At 63.4% G+C, this 21,410-nt stretch carries 24 protein-coding genes and 1 tRNA gene; 15 read left to right on the top strand and 10 right to left on the bottom strand.

Annotation, left to right across the window (positions count from 1 at the left end; translation table 11 throughout):
* The gene (locus NKJ94_RS01725) at positions 1-462 is read left to right on the top strand and encodes an SRPBCC family protein (protein WP_352522662.1); all 462 of its coding nucleotides are present in this window, start codon (positions 1-3) and stop codon (positions 460-462) included.
* 152 nt (positions 463-614) lie between these two features.
* On the opposite strand, the gene NKJ94_RS01720 is transcribed toward NKJ94_RS01725, so the two are convergent.
* Complete coding sequence (locus NKJ94_RS01720) at positions 615-1,784, bottom strand: Mrp/NBP35 family ATP-binding protein (protein WP_352522661.1); 1,170 nt, start codon at positions 1,782-1,784, stop codon at positions 615-617.
* A 199-nt stretch (positions 1,785-1,983) separates the two neighbouring features.
* On the opposite strand from NKJ94_RS01720, the gene NKJ94_RS01715 reads away from it, so the two are divergent.
* Entirely contained in the window at positions 1,984-2,361 is a 378-nt protein-coding gene (locus tag NKJ94_RS01715) for a VOC family protein (protein ID WP_352522660.1), read from the top strand.
* A gap of 48 nt (positions 2,362-2,409) precedes the next feature.
* On the opposite strand, the gene NKJ94_RS01710 is transcribed toward NKJ94_RS01715, so the two are convergent.
* Positions 2,410-3,414: an inorganic phosphate transporter gene (locus NKJ94_RS01710; RefSeq protein WP_352522659.1), complete on the bottom strand. Its 1,005-nt coding sequence runs from the start codon at positions 3,412-3,414 to the stop codon at positions 2,410-2,412.
* A complete protein-coding gene (locus NKJ94_RS01705; protein ID WP_352522658.1) occupies positions 3,414-4,055 on the bottom strand; it encodes a DUF47 family protein in 642 nt (213 codons plus the stop codon). The genes NKJ94_RS01710 and NKJ94_RS01705 overlap by 1 nt, the downstream gene beginning before the upstream one ends.
* A gap of 193 nt (positions 4,056-4,248) precedes the next feature.
* Between NKJ94_RS01705 and NKJ94_RS01700 the strand changes: the two genes are divergently transcribed.
* From NKJ94_RS01700 to NKJ94_RS01655, 10 genes are all read left to right on the top strand, one after another.
* The gene (locus NKJ94_RS01700) at positions 4,249-5,148 is read left to right on the top strand and encodes a LysR family transcriptional regulator (protein WP_352522657.1); all 900 of its coding nucleotides are present in this window, start codon (positions 4,249-4,251) and stop codon (positions 5,146-5,148) included.
* Between the two features lie 132 nt (positions 5,149-5,280).
* Positions 5,281-5,760, top strand: a complete 480-nt coding sequence (locus NKJ94_RS01695; protein ID WP_352522656.1) for a formate dehydrogenase subunit gamma — start codon at positions 5,281-5,283, stop codon at positions 5,758-5,760.
* Complete coding sequence (locus NKJ94_RS01690; RefSeq protein ID WP_352522655.1) at positions 5,757-7,313, top strand: formate dehydrogenase beta subunit; 1,557 nt, start codon at positions 5,757-5,759, stop codon at positions 7,311-7,313. The genes NKJ94_RS01695 and NKJ94_RS01690 overlap by 4 nt, the downstream gene beginning before the upstream one ends.
* Positions 7,314-7,325: 12 nt before the next feature.
* Positions 7,326-10,238, top strand: coding sequence for a formate dehydrogenase subunit alpha (gene fdhF / locus NKJ94_RS01685; protein WP_352522654.1), 2,913 nt, complete (start codon positions 7,326-7,328; stop codon positions 10,236-10,238).
* A gap of 2 nt (positions 10,239-10,240) precedes the next feature.
* Positions 10,241-11,071 carry a formate dehydrogenase accessory sulfurtransferase FdhD gene (gene fdhD / locus NKJ94_RS01680; RefSeq protein ID WP_352522653.1) on the top strand — a complete coding sequence of 277 codons (831 nt, stop codon included), beginning with the start codon at positions 10,241-10,243 and terminating at the stop codon, positions 11,069-11,071.
* On the top strand, positions 11,061-11,309 hold the full coding sequence (locus NKJ94_RS01675) for a formate dehydrogenase subunit delta (RefSeq protein ID WP_352522652.1): 249 nt from the start codon (positions 11,061-11,063) through the stop codon (positions 11,307-11,309). The genes fdhD and NKJ94_RS01675 overlap by 11 nt, the downstream gene beginning before the upstream one ends.
* A gap of 164 nt (positions 11,310-11,473) precedes the next feature.
* Positions 11,474-13,027, top strand: coding sequence for an alpha/beta fold hydrolase (locus NKJ94_RS01670; protein WP_352522651.1), 1,554 nt, complete (start codon positions 11,474-11,476; stop codon positions 13,025-13,027).
* Between the two features lie 111 nt (positions 13,028-13,138).
* On the top strand, positions 13,139-13,612 hold the full coding sequence (locus tag NKJ94_RS01665) for a carboxymuconolactone decarboxylase family protein (protein ID WP_352522650.1): 474 nt from the start codon (positions 13,139-13,141) through the stop codon (positions 13,610-13,612).
* A gap of 79 nt (positions 13,613-13,691) precedes the next feature.
* Complete coding sequence (locus NKJ94_RS01660; RefSeq protein ID WP_352522649.1) at positions 13,692-14,054, top strand: nuclear transport factor 2 family protein; 363 nt, start codon at positions 13,692-13,694, stop codon at positions 14,052-14,054.
* A 7-nt stretch (positions 14,055-14,061) separates the two neighbouring features.
* On the top strand, positions 14,062-14,376 hold the full coding sequence (locus NKJ94_RS01655) for a hypothetical protein (protein WP_352522648.1): 315 nt from the start codon (positions 14,062-14,064) through the stop codon (positions 14,374-14,376).
* A 99-nt stretch (positions 14,377-14,475) separates the two neighbouring features.
* Here NKJ94_RS01655 and NKJ94_RS01650 read toward each other — a convergent pair whose 3' ends face one another.
* Entirely contained in the window at positions 14,476-14,976 is a 501-nt protein-coding gene (locus NKJ94_RS01650; protein WP_352522774.1) for an MmcB family DNA repair protein, read from the bottom strand.
* A 214-nt stretch (positions 14,977-15,190) separates the two neighbouring features.
* Here NKJ94_RS01650 and NKJ94_RS01645 point away from each other — a divergent pair, with 214 nt between their 5' ends.
* Positions 15,191-15,514 carry a hypothetical protein gene (locus NKJ94_RS01645; protein ID WP_352522647.1) on the top strand — a complete coding sequence of 108 codons (324 nt, stop codon included), beginning with the start codon at positions 15,191-15,193 and terminating at the stop codon, positions 15,512-15,514.
* 721 nt (positions 15,515-16,235) lie between these two features.
* Here the strand turns inward: NKJ94_RS01645 and NKJ94_RS01640 are convergent.
* Positions 16,236-16,309: transfer RNA gene (locus NKJ94_RS01640), tRNA-Cys, on the bottom strand.
* Positions 16,310-16,472: 163 nt separating this feature from the next.
* Positions 16,473-16,772 carry a DUF1330 domain-containing protein gene (locus NKJ94_RS01635; RefSeq protein WP_352522646.1) on the bottom strand — a complete coding sequence of 100 codons (300 nt, stop codon included), beginning with the start codon at positions 16,770-16,772 and terminating at the stop codon, positions 16,473-16,475.
* A 193-nt stretch (positions 16,773-16,965) separates the two neighbouring features.
* On the opposite strand from NKJ94_RS01635, the gene NKJ94_RS01630 reads away from it, so the two are divergent.
* Positions 16,966-17,292, top strand: a complete 327-nt coding sequence (locus NKJ94_RS01630) for a GYD domain-containing protein (protein WP_352522645.1) — start codon at positions 16,966-16,968, stop codon at positions 17,290-17,292.
* A gap of 80 nt (positions 17,293-17,372) precedes the next feature.
* On the opposite strand, the gene cueR is transcribed toward NKJ94_RS01630, so the two are convergent.
* A complete protein-coding gene (gene cueR / locus NKJ94_RS01625; RefSeq protein ID WP_352522644.1) occupies positions 17,373-17,795 on the bottom strand; it encodes a Cu(I)-responsive transcriptional regulator in 423 nt (140 codons plus the stop codon).
* Positions 17,796-18,018: 223 nt separating this feature from the next.
* Between cueR and NKJ94_RS01620 the strand changes: the two genes are divergently transcribed.
* Positions 18,019-18,636: a L,D-transpeptidase gene (locus NKJ94_RS01620; RefSeq protein WP_352522643.1), complete on the top strand. Its 618-nt coding sequence runs from the start codon at positions 18,019-18,021 to the stop codon at positions 18,634-18,636.
* Positions 18,637-18,773: 137 nt separating this feature from the next.
* Here the strand turns inward: NKJ94_RS01620 and NKJ94_RS01615 are convergent, their stop codons facing one another.
* From NKJ94_RS01615 to trpS, 3 genes are all read right to left on the bottom strand, one after another.
* Positions 18,774-19,343, bottom strand: coding sequence for a NifU family protein (locus NKJ94_RS01615; RefSeq protein WP_352522642.1), 570 nt, complete (start codon positions 19,341-19,343; stop codon positions 18,774-18,776).
* A 139-nt stretch (positions 19,344-19,482) separates the two neighbouring features.
* Positions 19,483-19,974: a universal stress protein gene (locus NKJ94_RS01610; protein WP_023717912.1), complete on the bottom strand. Its 492-nt coding sequence runs from the start codon at positions 19,972-19,974 to the stop codon at positions 19,483-19,485.
* Positions 19,975-20,070: 96 nt separating this feature from the next.
* Positions 20,071-21,138 (bottom strand): tryptophan--tRNA ligase, encoded by a 1,068-nt coding sequence (gene trpS / locus NKJ94_RS01605; protein ID WP_352522641.1) that lies wholly within the window; start codon positions 21,136-21,138, stop codon positions 20,071-20,073.
* Positions 21,139-21,410 lie beyond the last annotated feature (272 nt).

The following is a 21,410-nucleotide window of genomic DNA, read 5'->3' as shown; positions in this document are numbered from 1 at the left end:
ATGGCTTTGGTGATCGAGGGCGAGGAACGCATCGCCGCACCCCTGCAAAAGGTGTGGGAAGCGCTGAACGACCCGGATGTTCTGAGACAAACCATTCCCGGCTGCCTAAGCCTCGAGAAAAGGTCGGACACCGAGATGGCAGCGACGGTGGTGCTGAAGATCGGACCGATCAAGGCGACGTTCAACGGCGAGGTGACGCTGAATAATCTCAACCCGCCGCATTCCTACACCATCCAGGGCGAAGGCAAGGGCGGCGTCGCCGGCTTCGCCAAGGGCGGCGCCGACGTCACGCTGACCGAAGACGGGCCGGAAACGACAGTGCTGAGATATGCGGCCAAGGCCGATGTCGGCGGCAAGATCGCCCAGCTCGGCAGCCGGTTGATCGAATCGACGTCGAAGAAACTTGCCGGGCAGTTTTTTTCGAGCTTTGGCGAGAAGGTCGGCGGCTCCCCTCCCCCTTGAGGACCCCTTGAGGGGAGGGTGGCCCGCAGGGCCGGGTGGGGTCCGCAGCGACGTGCTCCGTCTTTTTTAAGTTTAAGTTCGAAGGTCGAGGCGGTTGAGGCGACCCCCTCCCGCCGCGCTTCGCGCGGCACCCGCCCCTCAAGGGGGAGGGGTCACTCGAAGACGATGCTCGGCACCGCGGCTTCGGCCGCGCCGCGCTCTTCATTGACCCTGTCCCAGACCTTCGCGGCGATGTCGCGATAGATTTTCGCCTCGGCGCTATCGGGCTTCGAAACCACCACCGGCGTGCCAGCATCCGAGCTTTCGCGGATACCCATTTCAAGCGGCACTTCGCCGAGGAAGGTGACGCCGAGACGCTCGGCCTCGCGGCGCGCGCCGCCATGACCGAAAATGTCGTAGCGTTTCCCCGTATCGGGAGCGAGAAAATAACTCATATTCTCGACGATGCCCAACAGCGGCACGTCGACTTTCCTGAACATGTTGAGGCCTTTGCGCGCATCGATCAGGGCGAGGTCCTGTGGCGTCGAGACGATGACGGCGCCGGCCAGCGGCACTTGCTGGGCCATAGTCAGTTGCGCGTCGCCGGTGCCGGGCGGCATGTCGACGACGAGCACGTCGAGCGGGCCCCATTCGACCTCTCGCAGCATTTGCGTCAACGCCGACATCACCATCGGCCCGCGCCAGATCATCGGCGTCTCCTCATCGACGAGGAAGCCCATCGACATGACCTTGAGGCCATAATTCTGCATCGGCTTCAGGATCTTGCCGTCGATGGTCTGCGGCCGACCACGAATGTTGAGCAGACGCGGCATGGACGGGCCGTAAATATCGGCATCGAGCACGCCGACCCGCAACCCGTTGGCGGCAAGCCCAAGCGCGATATTGACGGCAGTGGTCGACTTGCCGACGCCGCCCTTGCCGGAAGCGACGGCGATGATCGCCTCGATGCCGGGCACGCCGCGCTTGCCCTGGCTGTGCGAGGCGGGTGCCTGCGGGGCGGGACGCGCAGGTGCAGCCGCCGGGGCGGGCCTCTGAGCAGGTCTTTGCGGAACCGGCGCCTCCATGCCGCCGCCCTTCTTTTCCGCCGTCAGCGCGACAACGGCGCCGGCGACACCGGGGATCGCCTTGACGACACGCTCGGCGGCGGCGCGCAACGGCTCCATCTCCTGGGCGCGGGCGGCGGGAACAGTGATCGAGAAGAACACCTTGGCATCGGCAATGAAAATCTCCGAAACCATGCCGAGATCGACAATGTTGCCGGTGAAGTCCGGTCCGTTGACCGTCTTCAGGCGCTCGATGACGATTTGCTTGGTGACGGGCATGGCAATTTTCCTGGGTGTTCGGCGCTTCAGATAGTGCAGTTTCCGACCAGAACCAAGTCGTGGAACAACGGTTGCCCGGTGTGACCGGGAAACCGGGTCCCGCGAACGGGCATTCCGGCGGGATGACCCTTCGCCGAACAGTCCATGCGACCTATTTCAGTGATCGCATAGGGAACGACAACCAGGGAAGGAGACGATCATGCTCGCCAACAGCAATGCGACGGCCAATCTCGCGGTGAAGGATTTGGCCAAGGCCAGGGCCTTCTATGAGGACATCTTGGGTTTGACGGAGATTCACAATGAGGGTGGCGAACTGATCGTCTATAAAAGCGGCGATACCAGCATCAACGTGTACCGTTCGAACTTCGCTGGGACCAACAAGGCGACGGCTGTGACCTGGATGGTCGGCGACGAGATAGACAATATCGTCAAGGCGTTGAAATCGAAGGGCGTCGCCTTCGAGCACTACGACATGCCCGGCCTGGCGCTGGAGGGCGATATCCATGTCGGCCAGGGCATGAAGGTCGCGTGGTTCAAGGATCCGGACGGCAACATCCTGAACCTGGTGGACAGGTAGGTTCGGCTGCGCTCAATGGGGGCGGCTGCAGACGCCGGCCCGTTCACATCACTTTGCCAGGCCGACCGCGAAGTAGGTAAGAGCCGCGATCGCGGCCGTGGCCGGCAGAGTGACGATCCAGGCGATGACGATGTTGCCGGCGATGCCCCAGCGAACGGCAGAGACGCGGCGGGCAGCACCGACGCCGATGATGGCGCCGGTGATCGTGTGGGTGGTCGACACCGGAATACCGAGCCAGGTGGCGGCGAACAGCGTGATCGCGCCACCGGTCTCGGCGCAGAACCCCTGCATCGGGTTCAGCCGGGTGATCTTCGAGCCCATCGTGTGGACGATGCGCCAGCCGCCGAGCAACGTGCCAAGCGCCAGCGCCGACTGACAGGTGATGACGACCCACAGCGGCACGTAAAAATTCGCGCCGAGCATGCCCTGCGAATAGAGCAGCACGGCAATGATGCCCATGGTCTTCTGCGCGTCGTTGCCGCCATGTCCGAGCGAATAGAGCGAGGCGGAAAAGAACTGCATGACGCGGAAGGTGCTGTCCACGGCGAACGGTGTCTGCCGCACGAACAACCAGGAGACCGCGAGGATCAAGACGAGCGCCAGCAGAAAGCCGGCCGCCGGCGATAGCACGATGGCCGCCGTCGTCTTGCCCAACCCGGCCCAGACGATGGCGCCGGTGCCTGCCTTGGCAACGCCGGCGCCGACCAGTCCGCCAATCAGCGCGTGCGAGCTGCTGGACGGAATGCCGACGAGCCAGGTGACGATATTCCAGACGATGGCGCCGACAAGTGCTGCGAAGATCACTGCCGGCGTGACGATGCTGGCGTCGATGATGCCGGTTCCCAGCGTCTCCGCGACGTGAAGACCGAAGAACATGAAGGCGATGAAATTGAAGAAGGCCGCCCAGAACACAGCATAGTGTGGCCTCAGCACGCGGGTGGAGACGATGGTGGCGATGGAGTTGGCGGCATCGTGCAGGCCGTTGAGGAAATCGAAGAACAGCGCGACGGCGACAAGGCCGACCAGCACGGGAAAGGCTATCGCGACTTCCACTAGACGTTCTCGATGATGATGCCGCTGATTTCATTGGCGACGTCCTCGAAGCGGTCGACCACCTTTTCCAGCTCGCCGTAGATCTCGCTGCCGATCAGATAGGCCATCGGGTCGCTGCGGCCGTGCCGTTTGAACAGGTCCTTCAGGCCCTGCTCGTGCAGGTCGTCTGCCCGGCCCTCCGCGCGCATAACCTCCTCGGCGATGGCGTTGAGGCGCACCGTATGCGCCCCGACCTTGCTGAGCAGCGGGATTGCCTCGGCCACCAACTTGGCGGCCTCGACGATGACGCTTCCCATTTCCTGCATCAGCGGGTCGAATTCTTTCTTTTCGAACAGCCTTACCGTCTTGACGGTCTTGTGCATCATGTCGATGGCATCATCCATCGACTGGATCAGGTCCTTGATGTCGCCGCGGTCGAAGGGCGTGATGAAGGAGCGGCGCACGGCCAGCAGCAATTCCGCGGTGATCTGATCGGCTTCGTCCTCGAGATCGATGATCGTCTGACACCAGCGGTCGACGTCGTTGCCCTGAAGAAGCTGCTGCAGGGCCTCGGCGCCACCGACCACGGTACGGGAATGCCGTTCGAACAGGTCGAAGAAGCGATCTTCGCGCGGCAAAAGCTTGCGGAACCAGCCCAGCATGTTTGACCTCCCGTGGTACCAGTGCATGACCCAGGTTCCATCCACATAGCGCCGCAGTTCGTCGCGGGAAACAGTAAGCCGGCTGAAAGATGTGGATGCGGGCGATTTGCACATGCGGCTTGCGGACGAAGACAATTTCCCCGACCTTGCGCGCTACGATCGGACACATGGTCCGTGACAGGCTCCCGACGGCATGATCGACAAGCTGGAATTCTTTATAGCACTTGCCAAGGAGGAGCATTTCGGCCGCGCGGCGGAGGTGTGCGGCGTCACCCAGCCGACGCTTTCGGCCGGCATCAAGCAGCTGGAGGGCCAGCTCGGCGTGATGCTGGTACTGCGCGGCTCGCGCTTCCAGGGGCTGACGCCGGAAGGCAAGCAGGTGCTGGTGTGGGCGCGCCGCATCGTCGGCGACACCCGCACCATGCGCGAGGAGATGCGGGCGGCGCGCCACGGCCTGTCGGGGCGCATCCGCATCGCGGCGATCCCGACAGCGCTGGCCATGGTGGCGCGATTGACGACGCCGTTTCGGGCAAAGCACCCCGGCGTCACCTTCTCGGTGCTGTCGCGGACCTCGATCGAGGTGCTGTCGCTGCTCGGCAATTTCGACATCGACGCCGGCATCACCTATCTCGACAACGAGCCGCTCGGACGCGTCACCAGCGTGCCGCTCTATGACGAGCGCTATCAGCTGATCACCGCGGTCGGGAACCCGTATTTTGACCGCGACAAAGTGACATGGGCCGAGCTCAGCCAGCTGCCGCTCTGCCTGCTGACGCCGGACATGCAGAACCGCCGCATCATCGACCAGCATCTGGCCGAAGCCGGCGTGCAGGTGCGGCCGACATTGGAATCCAATTCGATGATCGTGCTGTTTTCGCATATCCGTACCGGCAAATGGTCGTCGATCATGCCGCTTAACCTTGCGGAAACGTTCGGTTTTTCCGAGCCGATCCGGGCGATTCCGATCGTCGAGCCGGATGCCAGCCACACGGTCGGGCTGGTGGCGGCACCGCGCGAACCGCACACGCCGCTGGTCTCGGCGCTGTTGGACGAGGCGATGGCGCTGGCGGACGATTTCCGCGGCCGCCGCTAGGCTAGACAATGCTGGTGAACGCGATCGATAGAAGGTTTCTATCGAGCAACGGATCGGCTTTATTGATTTGGCGGGTTTCCTCTGATTTCCTAAGCACTTAGCGGAAGATCGCTACGACAGGGAGGGCGCTGCATGACGATGCAGCCTGCAAGTACCGAGATCGCATCGCGCACGGCGGCGATCATCCACGAGCTAAAAGGCCTCGAAGGCCCGCTGTTGCCCATCCTTCACGGCATCCAGGAAGAGTTCGGCTATGTGCCGCAGGACGCGCTGCCGGTCATCGCCGAGGCGCTGAACATCTCCAGGGCCGAGGTGCACGGCGTCGTCACCTTCTATCACGATTACCGCAGCCGGCCGGCCGGCCGGCATGTGCTGAAGCTCTGCCAGGCGGAAGCCTGCCAGTCGATGGGTTCGGATGCGATTGCCGCCAAGCTCAAATCATTGCTGGGCATCGGTTTCCACGAGACAACCCACGACGGTTCGGTGACGCTGGAGCCGGTCTATTGCCTCGGCCTTTGCGCCTGCTCGCCGTCGGCGATGCTGGACGGCGAGGTGATCGGGCGGCTGGACGACGAAAAGCTCAATGATATCGTTGCCGAGGTGCGCTCATGATCCCGCGTATCTACATTCCCGGCGATTCCGGCGCGCTGGCGCTGGGCGCGGAAAAGGTCGCCAAGGCGGTTCGTACGGAATTGGCCGAGCGCGGCATCGAGGCCAAGATCGTGCGCAACGGCTCGCGCGGCGCCTATTTCCTCGAGCCGATGGTCGAAGTGGCGACGGCCAATGGCCGTGTCGCCTATGGGCCGGTGAAGCCATCCGACGTCAAAAGCCTGTTCGACTGCGGCTTCCTCACCGGCGGCCATCACAAGCGCTGGCTGGGCGCACCGGACAAAATCCCGTTCCTGGCCAGACAGACGCGGCTGACCTTTGCGCGCTGCGGCGTCACCGATCCGCTGTCGCTCGATCACTACAAGGCGCATGACGGGCTGAAGGGCCTGCAGAATGCCGTGGCGATGACGCCGGCCGACATCGTCAGCCAGGTGACCGAGTCCGGCCTGCGCGGTCGCGGCGGCGCCGGCTTCCCGACCGGCATCAAATGGAAGACGGTGCTCGATACGTCGGCCGACCGCAAATACATCGTCTGCAATGCCGATGAAGGCGATTCCGGCACGTTCGCCGACCGCATGATCATGGAAGGCGACCCGTTCGTGCTGATCGAAGGCATGGCGATCGCCGGCATCGCCACCGGCGCGACCAAGGGCTTCATCTATATCCGCTCCGAATATCCGCATGCCGTGGCGGTGATGCAGAAGGCCGTCGAGATCGCCCGCAAGGCCGGCGTGCTCGGCGTCAATGTGCTCGGCTCGCCCAATTCATTCGACATGGAAGTCCGCGTCGGCGCCGGCGCCTATGTCTGCGGCGAGGAGACCGCGCTGCTCGACAGCCTCGAGGGCAAGCGCGGACAGGTGCGGGCCAAGCCGCCGCTGCCGGCGCATAAGGGCCTGTTCGGCAAGCCGACGGTGATCAACAATGTCATCTCGCTGGCCTCGGTGCCGGTGATCATGGACAAGGGCGCTGCCTACTACAAGGATTTCGGCATGGGCCGTTCGCGCGGCACCATCCCGATCCAGATTGCCGGCAACGTGAAGCATCCCGGTCTCTACGAGGCTGCGTTCGGCATGACGCTGGGTGAGATCATCGACGACATCGGCGGCGGCACGGCGACCGGGCGTCCGGTCAAAGCTGTGCAAGTGGGTGGCCCGCTCGGCGCTTATTTCCCGCGCGCGCTGTTCGACACGCCGTTCGACTACGAAGCGTTTGCCGCCAAGGACGGGCTGATCGGCCATGCCGGCATCGTCGTTTTTGACGACAGCGCCGACATGCTGAAGCAGGCACGCTTCGCCATGGAATTCTGCGCCATCGAGAGCTGCGGCAAGTGCACGCCCTGCCGCGTCGGCTCGACGCGCGGCGTCGAGGTGCTGGACCGGCTCGCCCAGAACGTCGAACCGGAAAAGCAGATCGCATTGGTCACCGACCTTTGCAACACGATGAAGTTCGGCTCGCTTTGCGCGCTGGGCGGCTTCACCCCATATCCGGTGATGAGTGCACTCAACCATTTTCCGGACGACTTTCGGCCGACGCCGGTCGCCGAAGCAGCGGAATAGGAGCGGACAGGCATGAACGCGGCATTCGACATCAAATCGCTGGTCCAGGAAATCGACTACGGCACACCCGCCTCTGAAGCCGAACAGCAGGTGACGCTGACCGTCGACGGCAAGTCGGTGACGGTGCCGGCGGGTACGTCGATCATGCGCGCTTCGATGGAAGCGGGCGTCGAAATCCCGAAACTGTGCGCAACCGACATGCTGGACTCGTTCGGCTCCTGCCGGGTCTGCCTCGTCGAGATCGACGGGCGCGGCGGCACGCCGGCCTCGTGCACGACGCCGGTCGGCGAAGGCATGGTCGTGCATACGCAGACCGACCGGCTGAACGCCATCCGCCGCGGCGTGATGGAGCTCTACGTCTCCGACCACCCGGTGGCGTGGGGCGAGACGGCCGGCACCGGCGCCAGCGAATTCGACAAGGTCGTCAGGACGGTCGGCCTGACCGAGAACCGCTACGGCGTGGACGGCCGCAACCACGTCATGCAAGAAAACGGCGTGGCGCCCGGCCATGGCTCGCTGACCATCGACTATATCGCCAGCGATGAATCGAACCCTTATTTCACCTACGATCCGGCGCAATGCATCGTGTGCTCGCGCTGCGTGCGCGCTTGCGAAGAGGTGCAGGGCACGTTCGCGCTGACCATCGAGGGCCGCGGCTTCGAATCCAGGGTCTCGGCCGGCATGCACGAGGCGTTCGTCGATTCCGAATGCGTGTCGTGCGGTGCCTGCGTGCAGGCCTGCCCGACTGATGCGCTGAGGGAAAAGACCGTGCTGGCGAAAGGCCTGCCCGAGCGTTCGACCGTCACCACCTGCGCCTATTGCGGCGTTGGCTGCTCATTCAAGGCCGAGGTCAAGGGCGACGAGGTCATTCGCATGATGCCCTACAAGGCGGGCAAGGCGAACCACGGCCACTCCTGCGTCAAGGGCCGCTTCGCCTATGGCTATGCGACGCACAAGGACCGGATCCTGAAACCGATGATCCGCGAGCGGGTCAGCGATCCGTGGCGCGAAGTGTCGTGGGAAGAGGCGCTCACCCATACGGCGAACGAATTCCGCCGCATCCAGTACCAGTACGGCCGCACCTCGATCGGCGGCATCACCTCCTCGCGCTGCACCAACGAGGAGACCTACCTCGTCCAGAAGCTGGTCCGGCAGGGCTTCCGCAACAACAATGTCGACACCTGCGCCCGTGTCTGCCATTCGCCGACCGGCTATGGCCTCGGCCAGACCTTCGGCACCTCCGCCGGCACGCAAGATTTCGATTCGATCGAGCAGACGGACGTCATCCTGCTCATCGGCGCCAATCCGACCGATGCGCATCCGGTGTTCGCCTCGCGCATGAAAAAGCGCATGCGCCAGGGCGCCAAGCTGATCGTGCTCGATCCGCGCCGCACCGACATCGTGCGCTCGGCCCATGTCGAGGCGCAGTACCATCTGCCGCTGAAGCCGGGCACCAACGTCGCCATGCTGACCGCGCTTGCCCACGTCATCGTCACCGAAGGCCTGTTCGACGAGGCCTTCATCCGCGAGCGCTGCGACTGGGACGAGTTCCAGGACTGGGCGTCGTTCGTGGCACTGCCGGAAAACAGCCCGGAGGTCGTCGGCCAGCTTGCCAATGTCGATCCCGACGACATACGCGGCGCAGCGCGGCTCTACGCTCGCGGCGGCAACGGCGCGATCTATTACGGCCTCGGCGTGACCGAGCACAGCCAAGGCTCGACCACCGTCATCGCCATTGCCAACCTTGCCATGGCGACCGGCAATATCGGCCGGCCGGGCGTCGGCGTGAACCCGCTGCGCGGCCAGAACAATGTGCAGGGCTCCTGCGACATGGGTTCGTTCCCGCACGAGCTTCCCGGCTATCGTCATATTTCAGGCGACGCGGTGCGCGCGATCTATGAGAGCCTGTGGGGCGTCAAGCTCGACGAAGAGCCCGGCCTGCGCATCCCCAACATGCTGGACGCAGCCGTCGATGGTTCGTTCAAGGGCCTCTATGTGCAGGGCGAGGACATCCTGCAGTCGGACCCCGACACCAAGCATGTCGCCGCCGGCCTGGCGGCGATGGAATGCGTGGTGGTGCACGATCTCTTCCTCAACGAGACGGCCAACTACGCGCATGTCTTCCTGCCCGGCTCGACTTTCCTCGAGAAGGACGGCACCTTCACCAATGCCGAGCGCCGCATCAACATGGTGCGCAAGGTGATGGAGCCGAAATGCGGCTATGCCGACTGGGAAACGACGCAGGAGCTCGCCAAGGCGCTCGGCCTCGACTGGACCTACACGCATCCCTCCGAGATCATGGACGAGATCGCCAAGACCACGCCGAGCTTCGCCGGCGTTTCCTTCGACCTCCTCGACAGAGTGGGTTCGGTGCAGTGGCCCTGCAACGAGAAGTCGCCGGAAGGCACACCGATCATGCATATTGGCGGCTTCGTGCGCGGCAAGGGCAAGTTCATCCGCACCGAATATGTCGCGACCGACGAGAGGACCGGGCCGCGCTTCCCGCTGCTGCTGACCACCGGCCGCATTCTGTCGCAATACAATGTCGGCGCGCAGACCAGGCGCACCGACAACGTGGTCTGGCATAGCGAGGACCGACTGGAGATCCATCCGCATGACGCCGAAAATCGCGGCCTGCGCGACGGCGACTGGGTGCGGCTGACCAGCCGTTCCGGCGAGACGACGCTGCGCGCGCTGATCACCGATCGGGTGTCGCCGGGCGTGGTCTATACGACGTTCCACCATCCCGACACCCAGGCGAACGTCATCACCACCGACTTCTCCGACTGGGCGACCAACTGCCCGGAATACAAGGTGACGGCGGTGCAGGTCGGCGCGTCCAACGGCCCGTCGGAATGGCAGCGCGACTATGACGAGCAGGCAAAGCAAAGCCGACGCATCGCCTCGCTGGAAGCAGCGGAGTAACCTTGACCGCGCGCCGCAAAGCCATTGCGCAGATCTCGCGGCTGGCGCGCCGCGCCGGCGGCACTCAAGCCGCCAACCGGATGGTGCCGGAAGAGACGCCGGTGGCGTTCTCCTTTGCCGGCACCACGCACGCTGTGATGATGGCAAGCCCGGCCGATTTCGAGGATTTCGCGCTCGGCTTCTCGCTGACCGAAGGCATCATTGCGGCACCTGATGAGATCGAGGCGATCGAGGTCGAGGATCATGGCGCCGGTATCGACATCCAGATCCGGCTGAAGGACCAGGCCAACACCCGGTTCGAGTCGCGGCGGCGCAGGCTGGCCGGCCCGGTCGGCTGTGGGTTGTGCGGCATCGAATCGATCGAGGAGGCGATGCGCTCGGTCGATGCGGTCGGTGTGTCAAAGCTGACACTTCAGGCCGACGACATTGTCCGCTCGGTCAAGCTGCTGTCGAAGCTGCAGCCGCTGCATGCCGAGACCGGTGCCGTCCACGCCGCCGGTTTTTACGTCCCCGGCAAGGGCATCGTCATGGCGCGCGAGGATGTCGGCCGCCATAATGCGCTGGACAAGCTGGCCGGGGCGCTGGCCAGAGCCGGCATTGACGGCGCCAGCGGTGCCGTAGTCGTCACGTCGCGCGTTTCGGTCGAGATGGTGCAGAAAACGGCGGCGATCGGCGCGGCCGTCATCATTGCCGTCTCGGCGCCGACCGCGCTTGCCATCCGCACCGCGGACGACGCCGGCATGACGCTGGTGGCGCTGGTGCGCGGCGACGATTTCGATATTTTCACCCACCCTGACCGCGTGGTTTCCGGAGTTGCCAAGCATGTCGCATGACGAAGGCCACCTCATGAGCACCAGCGAGAAGCTGGTCCGCATGGCCAACCAGATCGCTGCCTTTTTCCACTCCAAGCCGCGCGAGCAAGGCATTGCCGGCGTCGCCGAGCACATCAACAAATTCTGGGAACCGAGGATGCGCCGGCAACTGTTCGAGATGCTGGACAGCGGGCGCGAGGGCTTCGACGAGCTTGTCGTCGCCGCCGCGCCCAGGATCAAGCGGCCGAGCCGCGCCTGAGGGCGCCGGTTTTAGCGTCGGCGGAGCGAAGACCGAGACCGCCGCGTCACAGAAGTAGCCGCCGCCGGCCTATATTCACTCGCTCTAAAGTTTCATCTGACGCAAGCCGCGCGCCTCTGCTATGATCGGCGATAAGAAATCGTCGGGTCGAGCGGACAAATCTCGTGAGGCCGATCGAAACTCGATACGCGCTTAGCGGCGACGTGCGGATCGCCTATCAGGTGGTCGGCCAGGGATCGTTCGATCTCGTCTTTGTGCCGGGCTTCATTTCCAATCTCGACCTGCACTGGGAAGACGAGGGCTACAGCCGGCTGTTGAAGCGGCTTTCGGCGTTCTCGCGCCTGATTCTGTTCGACAAGCGGGGCACCGGTCTGTCCGACCGCGTCGATGCCCACCACCTGCCCAGCCTTGAAACCCGCATGGACGACGTGCGCGCGGTGATGGATGCGGCCGGCAGCGGCCGCGCCGCCTTGCTTGGCGCTTCGGAAGGCGCGCCGATGGCAATGCTGTTCGCCGCCACCTACCCGGAGCGGACGCGGGCGCTGACGCTTTATGGCGGCTATGCGCATTTCCACAAATGGGTGATGCCGCCGGAACGCCTTGAGGCGTTCATCGCGACGGCGGAGACCGCATGGGGCACCGGCGCCACCCTGCCGCATTTCGCGCCCGGCCGCGTCGACGATCCGCGTTTCGCCACATGGTGGGCGCGCTTCGAGCGGCTGTCGGCGAGCCCGACCGCGGCAATCGCCCTGGCCCGCATGAATGCAGCTATCGACGTGCGCGGCGTGCTGGCGGCGATCAGCGCACCGACGCTGCTCATCCATCGCCGCAACGACGCGCGCGTCGACCCGGAGGCCAGCCGCTTCCTGGCAAGGAAGATCCCGAATTCGCGGCTGGTCGAGGTGGCCGGGCGCGACCACCCGATCTGGACCGGCGATATCGACCGGGTGGCCGATCTGATCGAGGAATTCCTGACCGGAGCGCGCGCCGTTGCCGAGGCCGAGCGCGTGCTGGCTGCACTGCTGGTCACCCGGATCTACGACACGGCGCGGCTTGGCGACCGCATGTGGAGCGAGCGCAGCCAGCGTTTTCAGGAAACATGGCGGCTGCTGGTCGGGCGCCATGGCGGCCGCCCGGCCGGCACGCATGGCGAGCTGATGATGGCGCGCTTCGACGGCCCGGCGCGGGCCGTACGCTGCGCGGCGGCGCTGCGCGATGCGGCGCAGGAGATCGGCGTCCTCAGCGCGCAGGGCGTGCATGTCGGCGAGGTCGAGTTGCGTGGGCCGCCGACGGGGTTGACGGCGCGCGTGACGATGCAGCTTGCCGCGCATGCCGGGCGCGGCGACATCCTCGCTTCGCGGCTGGTCGCCGACCTCGCCGCCGGTTCAGGCCTTCATTTCAATGACGCCGGGCGCATCGCGCTTGACGAGCTGGATGAGCCGCTGGCGCTGGTGCAGGCGACCTCGGAACAGCATCTGGAGCCGGCCTGCCGGCCGAAGGCCAAGGCTGCCGAGCCGGCCGCACTGACGGCGCGCGAAAGCGAGGTGGTGAACCTCATCGCCGATGGCAAGAGCAATGCCGCGATCGCCGCCGAACTCGGGCTGAGCGAACACACCGTCAAGCGCCACGTCGCCAATATTCTGCTCAAGCTGGACCTGCCGTCGCGGGCGGCGGCGGCGGCGTTCTCGGCCCGGCACGCTGGCCCGCACGGGCCATAGGAGCCATGGCGCTTTCGGGCGAAGCGGCCGGGCATGCGTAAGCGCTATCACTTCGTCCCATGCAGGCCAGGCGGATATCGCCGGGAAAGGCGCTGCGAAGGGAGGAATAAAATGCTGAAGTCGACACTCAAATCACTGGTGCTGGCGGCAGGCGTTGGCGCGCTGTTGGCGATCGTTCCTGCCAAGGCCGAAGACGCCTCGGCGACGGCTGCCTACAAGGACATCCAGGCAACGCTCGGCTCGGTACCGGACATGTTCAAGACGCTGCCGGACGTCGCCGTTGCCGGCGCCTGGGCCGAGATCAAGGGCGTGCAGCTCAACCCGAACACCGCGCTCGACGGCAAGACCAAGGAATTGATGGGCCTCGCCGTCGCCTCGCAGATCCCCTGCCAGTACTGCATCTATTTCCACACGCAGGCGGCCAAGCTCAATGGCGCCAGCGACGAGGAGATCAAGGAGGCCGTGGCGATGGCGGCGATCGTGCGGCACTGGTCGACGATGCTCAACGGCAGCCAGGTCGACTTCACCGCCTTCAAGAAGCAGTCCGATGAGGTGTTCGCGGCCGTCAAGGCCAAGTCGCAGTGAAAGACCACTGCCCGGCGGCGAGCGCCGGGCGGTTCTGATCAATTGAACGCCCGGTGAAGACGGGCCAATGGAGGATAAAATGCTGACCAAGACACAGACGGTAGACGGTGCGGCGATCAAGAAGGCGATCGAGGGCCGTGACGGAAAATTGCTGTCGAGCTTCTATGCCGACGATGCATTGGTGCGGGTGATCGACCGCAACAACCCGCCGAGCAAGCCGCGTGAAATCCACGGACGCGCGGCGATCACCACGTTCTGGGACGACATCTGCAGCCGGGCGATGACCCACAAGGTCGACACCACCATCGCCGACGGCAACAGTCTCGCCTTCACCCAGGCCTGCTCCTATCCGGACGGGACCAAGGTGTTCTGCGCGGCGATGCTGGAGTTGAAGAACGGCCTCATCGCACGGCAGACGGTCGTGCAGGCCTGGGACGAGTGAGGCGGCCATGTTCAGCGCCAGATGGCAGATCGACGCCAGGTTCGGGCACAAGCAGACCGTGCTCGACCTGTTGAAAAAATGGGAACGCGAGATCGGCTCGCAGGTCGGTCTCGACGACCTCAAGTTCCAGATCATGACCGGATCGATCGGCGCGCGGGAGGCGACGATCGAGTCCCACCACCAGGTCGAGAGCCTCGCCCAGCTGGAAGAGTTCTTCGCCAGGATCGGCAAGATCGACGCGCACGCCAAATGGGGCAAGGAGATGGAGCCCTATGTCGTGTCGGGCACCAGCCTATGGAACATCTACCGCATCGTGGAATAGCTGTCCGGCCATCTCCCTTCTCCCCGTCACTTACGGGGAGAAGGTGGCGGCAGCCGGATGAGGGGCAGCGCCCACATCTACAATTACGGAGAGCAACCCCTACTCGCTCTCGCCGTCCAGCGCCGGCACCGACACGCCGGCAAGCTCGGCCGCGAGCAGCCGCGACGCACTGGCGCGTGCGATCCGCAGCATCAGCGCCTTGCGCGTCGCCGCTGCCATGCGGTGCTCGGGCGCATCGCGCAAAATCTCGGCACCGTAGCCGTCGGAGAGAATGAAGCCGCACTCCTCCGGAAAGATCTCCTGGGGTACGCCGGGATGGGTGGCGAAGAAGAAGCGGTCGGAATGCAGCCGGTAGTCAGGCCATTTGCGGTCGACCCTGAAATCCTCGACCGAGGATTTGATCTCGATGATCCAAATGTCGCCGTGGCGGGTCAGCGCGACGAGATCGGCGCGCCGGCCGGTGGCCAGCGACAGTTCGGGCAAGACATGCGCGCCCATATCCCTGAGCAGCCGCTGCACGCCGCGCCTGACCAGCATGGCGCGCTCCGACTGGCGGCCGTCGATGAGCGGATTGAGGGAAATCGGTGAGATGATCGGCATGGCGGCACCATGCCAGATTTTGTTCACGATTTGAACCTGTTTTTGATGGGCGATTACGCACTTTACAAACACGGCGATGTGCCTGATACCTTGAATCCACAGTAGGAATCCGGGTTATGAGTGTCCTTTTCGAGCCACACTTCCACAACGAAGAAGCTGCTTTCGAACGGCTGGAGACGGGCAAGAAGGCCCGTTAGGCAATGGCTGAGTCACAATGAGCGTCGTGAGCGGTGTGGTGCTTTGTACGTCTTCTGTTGAAGATCGATCGAGCCCGAACGGCCTGCCCATTCTCTTCGAGAGCATACAGGAATGGCTGGCAGAGCGCGCCCCCTTCCAACAACTTAACAGCGTCGAGGATAGCTTTGGCGGCAGCAAGCACCCGCAAATGTTTGTAGCCGGTGGTGGCTTCAACCATTTCCCTGAAGACGATTTTGCGGCCTACGTGATGTTGTTGCCTTGGCAAAACCCAGAAAACGTTGTGCTGGTGATCGAGCCCGAAGAAGGGCCTACCCGTGTCTTCAGGCCTTCCTGTTTGTAAAGTACATAATTGCCTTTTGAGAAACGATAGAGGCCCACCCTACCCAAGGCGGGCCGCTCGCGTTAGCAATGCAATTCCTACGGGTGAGGGGAGCTATGTTTTCGCGAGGCGTCGCCGTTGATCTAATATTCACCGCTGCAGGCCCGATAGTGGTCGCAGCTTAATCAAAAAGGTGGCGAAGCGTGGTTACTGAGAATGCAAGTTTGACGGTCGAGCAGACTAGGCTCAATAGGATGCTCACTCGGGGCATCGTATTTTCCGTTGTTTGGCTTGCCGGTTTCGGGTCTTCTTATGCGCTTTACCAGGGGCTTCTGGCGCGACGGATGATAAAAATGAATCCCATGCTTCGGGGAAATGGCCGCGCCTGGTGGTGCATCATTGTGGGGGGCTTGGGGCCGCAGCCTTATGTGCGATAGTTGGCGCCGGCATTTTCAACGCCATGACACAACCCTAGGTCAAACATCGCCTGCCGATCCGGTGTTGGGTCCATATTGATATGGAGGTCCCGTTCAATGAGTGCATAAATGCGTTTGGTCTCACCCCGCGCGCCCTGCCTATGAGGGCGGTACTCCGGACGAAGATCGTGCGGACTTTTCCGGCGATTATCTGTTCGACAAACCCAAAGACGAATAGGAATATGGTCCTCGACCGGCCGGCATCAACATTTTAAGATGCGTCTATAATTGATTACAGCGGAACAAATCAGCGCCGGTGGGCTGGCTGGAGGTCTGAGTGGGAATTGAACCCACTACGTCGGTTTTGCAGACCGATGCGTCACCGTCCCGCCCTCAGACCTCGGTGCCTCTATGCCCAATCCATCAGCGCAGTCAACCCGTCGATGCCAGGATACCCAGCCGTCGCCGAAGCACGCTTGTCACCAGCCGTCCGCCACCCGCATATCCTCCAAAATCGGGCAGTCGGGCCTGTCGTCGCCGTGACATGCGTAGATATTCGACTTTTAACTAGCCGGCATCATGCCCTCCAGGGCAATGATCCTGGTCTTTGCGGAGCGTTCGCGGATGGCTTTGAGCCGGCCGTATTCTGGAGAGTCGTACCATGCCATGAGGGAGGCCATATCCGGGAATTCGACGATGACGAGGCGATGAGGCTCCCAGTCGCCTTCCAGCACTTTGGTGGGTCCGCCACGAGCGATATATCTTCCTCCGTAGCGCGCTTCGGTTGCCGGCACTTCCCTGCGGTATTCCTCGAAAACGGCGGCGTCGGTTATGGCGACATCAGCAATAAGATATGCTGCCATTGATCTTACTCCCTCAAGGAGGGGATTGAAGCACGTCCATTAGCATTCCCGCAACTAAGCCGGCCGAACTACCCAGCCTAGGGGATGGCCGGCCGTATATTTTTGACACACCGGCTCGGAAACGACTCGCGTTCCCCCGGATCGCGGCGCTTACTATGTCTTCGTGGGGGGCAGCTCTGGGAGGAGACGAACCATGCCGATGTATCTCACGCAATTCAGCTACGAGCCCGGAACCTGGGCGCGCTTGATCGAAAACCCCGAGGACAGACGCGAGGCTGCCCGTTCCTACATCGAGTCGGTCGGCGGAAAGCTGCACGGCTTCTGGTACGCCTTCGGAGAGCACGATGGCTGGAATCTGTGGGAGGCGCCGGACAATGTGTCCATGGCATCTGTCATGCTTGCCATTGGTGCGGGAGGCGCGCTCAGCTCATACCAGACCACCGTGCTGTTAAGTGTCGAAGAGACGATGGAAGCCCTTGGGAGGGCGAAGTCGATCCGGTATCGCCCACCGGGATCATAAGGACGCCTTGCGGCTTTGCCGAGTTTCGAGGCATAGCCGCCGGCCGCGCCCTGCTGCATCGTGAATTCGTCGACGCGGTTCTACGCCGCCGCCGAAGCACTCTTCTCGCCGGCCGGCGCCGCCCGCGCAATATCCTCCAAAATCGGGCAGTCCGGCCTGTCGTCGCCGTGGCAGGCGTGGATCAGCTTCTGCAGGGTTGCCCGCATCGACTGCAGCTCACGTATCTTGTCCTCGATTGCCGTGACATGCGCGGCGGCGATCTCGCGGACGTCGTGGCTGGCGCGGCTGCGATCCTGGTAGAGCGCCATCAGCTGGCGGCAGTCGTCGATGGAAAAACCGAGATTGCGGGCGCGGCGCAGAAACGCCAACCGGTGGATGTCATCGCCCGAATAGTCGCGGTAACCGTTGTTGGCACGCGCAGGCGAGATCAGGCCGATCTCCTCGTAGTAACGGATGGTCTTGGCCGGCAGGCCAGAACGCTGGGCAGCGTCACCGACATTCATGGTGATTTCCTCGTCTGCTGGTTCTTGTTCTTGGCCCATTGATTTTGCAGCATAATCCTGCGGGGGCTGTTGCCGAAATGCCATAGTCGCTGGTTTACCGGCACGCAAGCCCATGGATATAGGCATCGCCCGCTTGGCAAGCAAAGCAAATGCCAGCATGAATGAAGATGAAAAAGCGGCCGACTCGAGCCGCTGTTGTTTGGGCAGGGCATCGGACCTTTTCATGCGCATGAAGTCACTTGCAATCGTCGCGGCCCTGGCGCTGTCGACGGCTGTCGCCGGTTGCAGCACCATCGGCTCGCAGATCTTCACCAACGACTATGGCGCGGTGACCGATGCCGGCTATCACCTGCCGCGCATCCCCATCGAAAAGGTGCCGTTCAAATACCGCCGGCAGATCGTCGACTACGACACCAAGGAAAAGCCGGGCACCATCATCGTCGATACGCAGAACAAATTCCTCTACTTCGTCATGGGCGACGGCGAGGCGATGCGCTACGGCATCGGCGTCGGCCGTGAGGGTTTCGAGTGGCACGGCACCGCCCATATCGCGCTGAAGCGCGAATGGCCGACCTGGACGCCGCCTTCGCAGATGATCAGGCGCCAGCCGGAGCTGGCCAAATTTGCCAGCGGCATGGATCCGGGACTGAAGAACCCGCTCGGCGCGCGCGCCATGTACCTGTTCAACAAGGGCGGCGATATGGGCTACCGCCTGCATGGCAGCCCGGAATGGAATTCGATCGGCAAGGCGATGTCGTCGGGCTGCATCCGGCTGATGAACCAGGACATTATCGACCTCTACGACCGCACCTCGGTCGGCGCCAAGGTCATCGTCTTATAAAACTATCCTTACGCGGACCGTCTAGGCAACACAGACGTCGCAAACAGAAAACCGGGCACTTGGCCCGGTTTTTTGTTTTTTGCCGTTTGTATTTGGAAGCGCGGAAACCGCGTCAGGCTGTCGGCGGAGCAGAAATATCAGGAGACCTGTTCGACGTGCTGCACTTCCGGCACAAAGTGCCGGAGCAGGTTCTGGATGCCGTGCTTCAGCGTCGCCGTCGACGACGGGCAGCCGGCGCAGGCGCCTTTCATGTGCAGGAACACGGTGCCGTTCTCGAAGCCGCGGAAGGTGATGTCGCCGCCATCCTGGGCCACCGCCGGGCGCACCCGCGTGTCGAGCAGTTCCTTGATGGTGATCACCAGCTCCTCGTCGGCCTTGTCGTAGAATTCGCCGGTCTGGCTGGTCTCGGCGGCGGGGCCGGCCCTGGCCATCACCGGGGCGCCGGACATGAAATGCTCCATGATGGCGCCGAGGATCGCCGGCTTCAGATGCTGCCAGTCGGGGCCGTCCTTGGTCACGGTGATGAAATCATAACCGAAGAAGACGCCGGTAACGCCGGGAATCTCGAACAGCCGGCCGGCCAGCGGCGAAGCCGTCGCGGCACTGTCGGCATCGCGGAAATCGGCGGTGCCTTCAACAAGCACTTCCTTGCCGGGCAGGAATTTCAGCGTCGCCGGGTTTGGCGTCGACTCGGTCTGGATGAACATGGCCGTCTCCGTGCCCGTTTCGGGCAACTAGTTTGGAATAATTCTAATTAGGCTTTATCCGCCCGACATTCAAGCGAAAGGCATCGCTGCAACCGGCCGCAGGCGGAATGTTTTACCCCCGGCCCCGAGCGAGGCGCGCTCAGGCGAGGCTGTCGATCTCTTCGTCCGACAGGTTCTGCGGCACCACGGTGACCGGAATGGGAAACGCGGCGCCCTTGCCGGCGACCGCGCCGACCAGCGGCCCAGGCCCTTCCTTGCCGGCGCCTGCCGCCAGCACCAGGATGGCGATGTCCTGGTCTTCCTCGATCAGCTTGTGGATCTCTTCGGTCGGCTTGCCTTCGCGCACCACCAGCTCCGGCTCGATGCCGAGCTTCTGGCGCACCTTGTTGGCGTAGCTGTCCAGTGCCGCGCGCGCCGTGGCGGTCGCCTCCTCGCGCATGATCTTCTCGACGCCCAGCCAGTGCTGGAAATCGTCGGGCTCGATGACATAGAGCAGCACCAGCACGCCGCCCGTGCTTTGCGCCCGCTTCGAGGCGTAGGCGACGGCGCGCTCGCATTCCGGCGTATCGTCGATGATCGCCAGGAACTTGCGGCGATGACCGGCTTCGCGGCTGAGGCGTTTGGAGACCATATTCACCCTGTTCGATGGTTTCGGTTCGCAATCTGCCACCGCCACAGCCCGCCCGCAAGCGACCGGCGGCTGTGGCGATAGGGCGCCGCTCTAAGCTCAGCCTTGCAGCAGGCCGATAATGTCGCGCACGGTCTTCATCGTCGCTTCGGCCAACGTACCGGCGCGCTCGCCGCCATCCCGCAGCACCGCGTCGACATAGGTGCGGTCGCCGGAGATGCGGCGCATCTCGCCGGCGATCGGCGCCAGCTTTTCCACCGCGAGATCAGCCAGTGCCGGCTTGAACACCGAAAACTGCTGGCCGCCGAACTCTTGCAGCACCGCCTCTTTCGATATCTCGGCAAGACCGGCATAGATGCCCACAAGGTTTTCCGCTTCCGGCCGGCCGGCAAGGCCGTCCAGTTCGCCCGGCAAGGCTTCCGGGTCGGTCTTGGCCTTGCGGATCTTCTTCGAGATGGCATCGGCATCGTCGGTCAGATTGATGCGCGACAGGTCGGACGGGTCGGACTTCGACATCTTCTTCGAACCGTCGCGCAGCGACATGATGCGCGCCGCCGGGCCGCCGATGACCGGCTCGGTCAGTGGGAAATAGCCGTTCACGGTCTCTTCGCCTACCTGCATCTCGACGCCGACACCAAGCGCTGCGATGCGGTCCGAAAAGTCGTTGTTGAATTTCTGCGCAATGTCGCGGGTCAGCTCCAGATGCTGCTTCTGGTCGTCGCCGACCGGCACATGGGTGGCGCGGTAGACGAGGATATCGGCGGCCATCAGGCTCGGATAGGCGAGCAGGCCGAGCGAGGCGTTCTCGCGGTCCTTGCCGGCCTTGTCCTTGAACTGCGTCATGCGGTTCATCCAACCGATCCGCGCCACGCAGTTGAAGATCCAGGCGAGCTCGGCGTGCTGCATCACCCGCGACTGGTTGAAGACGATGTGCTTGGCCGGATCGATGCCGGAGGCGAGAAACGCCGCGGTGATCGAACGCGTCTGGTCCTGAAGGTCCTCATAGACGAGCTGCGCGGTCAGCGAATGCAGGTCGACGACGCAATAGATGCAGTCGGAGGTGTCCTGCAGGGCGACGAATTTCTTGATGGCGCCGAGATAATTGCCGAGATGCAGATTGCCGGTCGGCTGGACGCCGGAAAAGACGAGTGGCTTGAAGGCGGTCATGGTGTTTCCTTGGCTTGTGGAGGGCCGTTTCGCGCGCGGCGAAAGTCTTGCGACGGCGCGCTTATGGACGAGAGCGAGGAGACGATCAAGAGGGTGTCGACTGGACGGCGCAGGGCTTTGGCTTCGGCCGAGCAGAAGGCTGTTTGAAGGGGATGTCGCCGATCAGAAACAAAAACCCGCCTTGCGGCGGGTCCTCGGCGCGAATCAGCACCATAGCCAAATTAGTAGCATAGCTGCCGGCACAAAGCAAGAACAAAATAGCTCGCCTTGGC

The sequence above is a fragment of the Mesorhizobium sp. M0060 genome, from assembly GCF_040323155.1.
In the GTDB taxonomy this organism is placed as follows: Bacteria; Pseudomonadota; Alphaproteobacteria; order Rhizobiales; family Rhizobiaceae; genus Mesorhizobium.
Note: the sequence above shows the minus strand (reverse complement) of the source record. Positions and strands in the feature narration are given on the sequence as shown.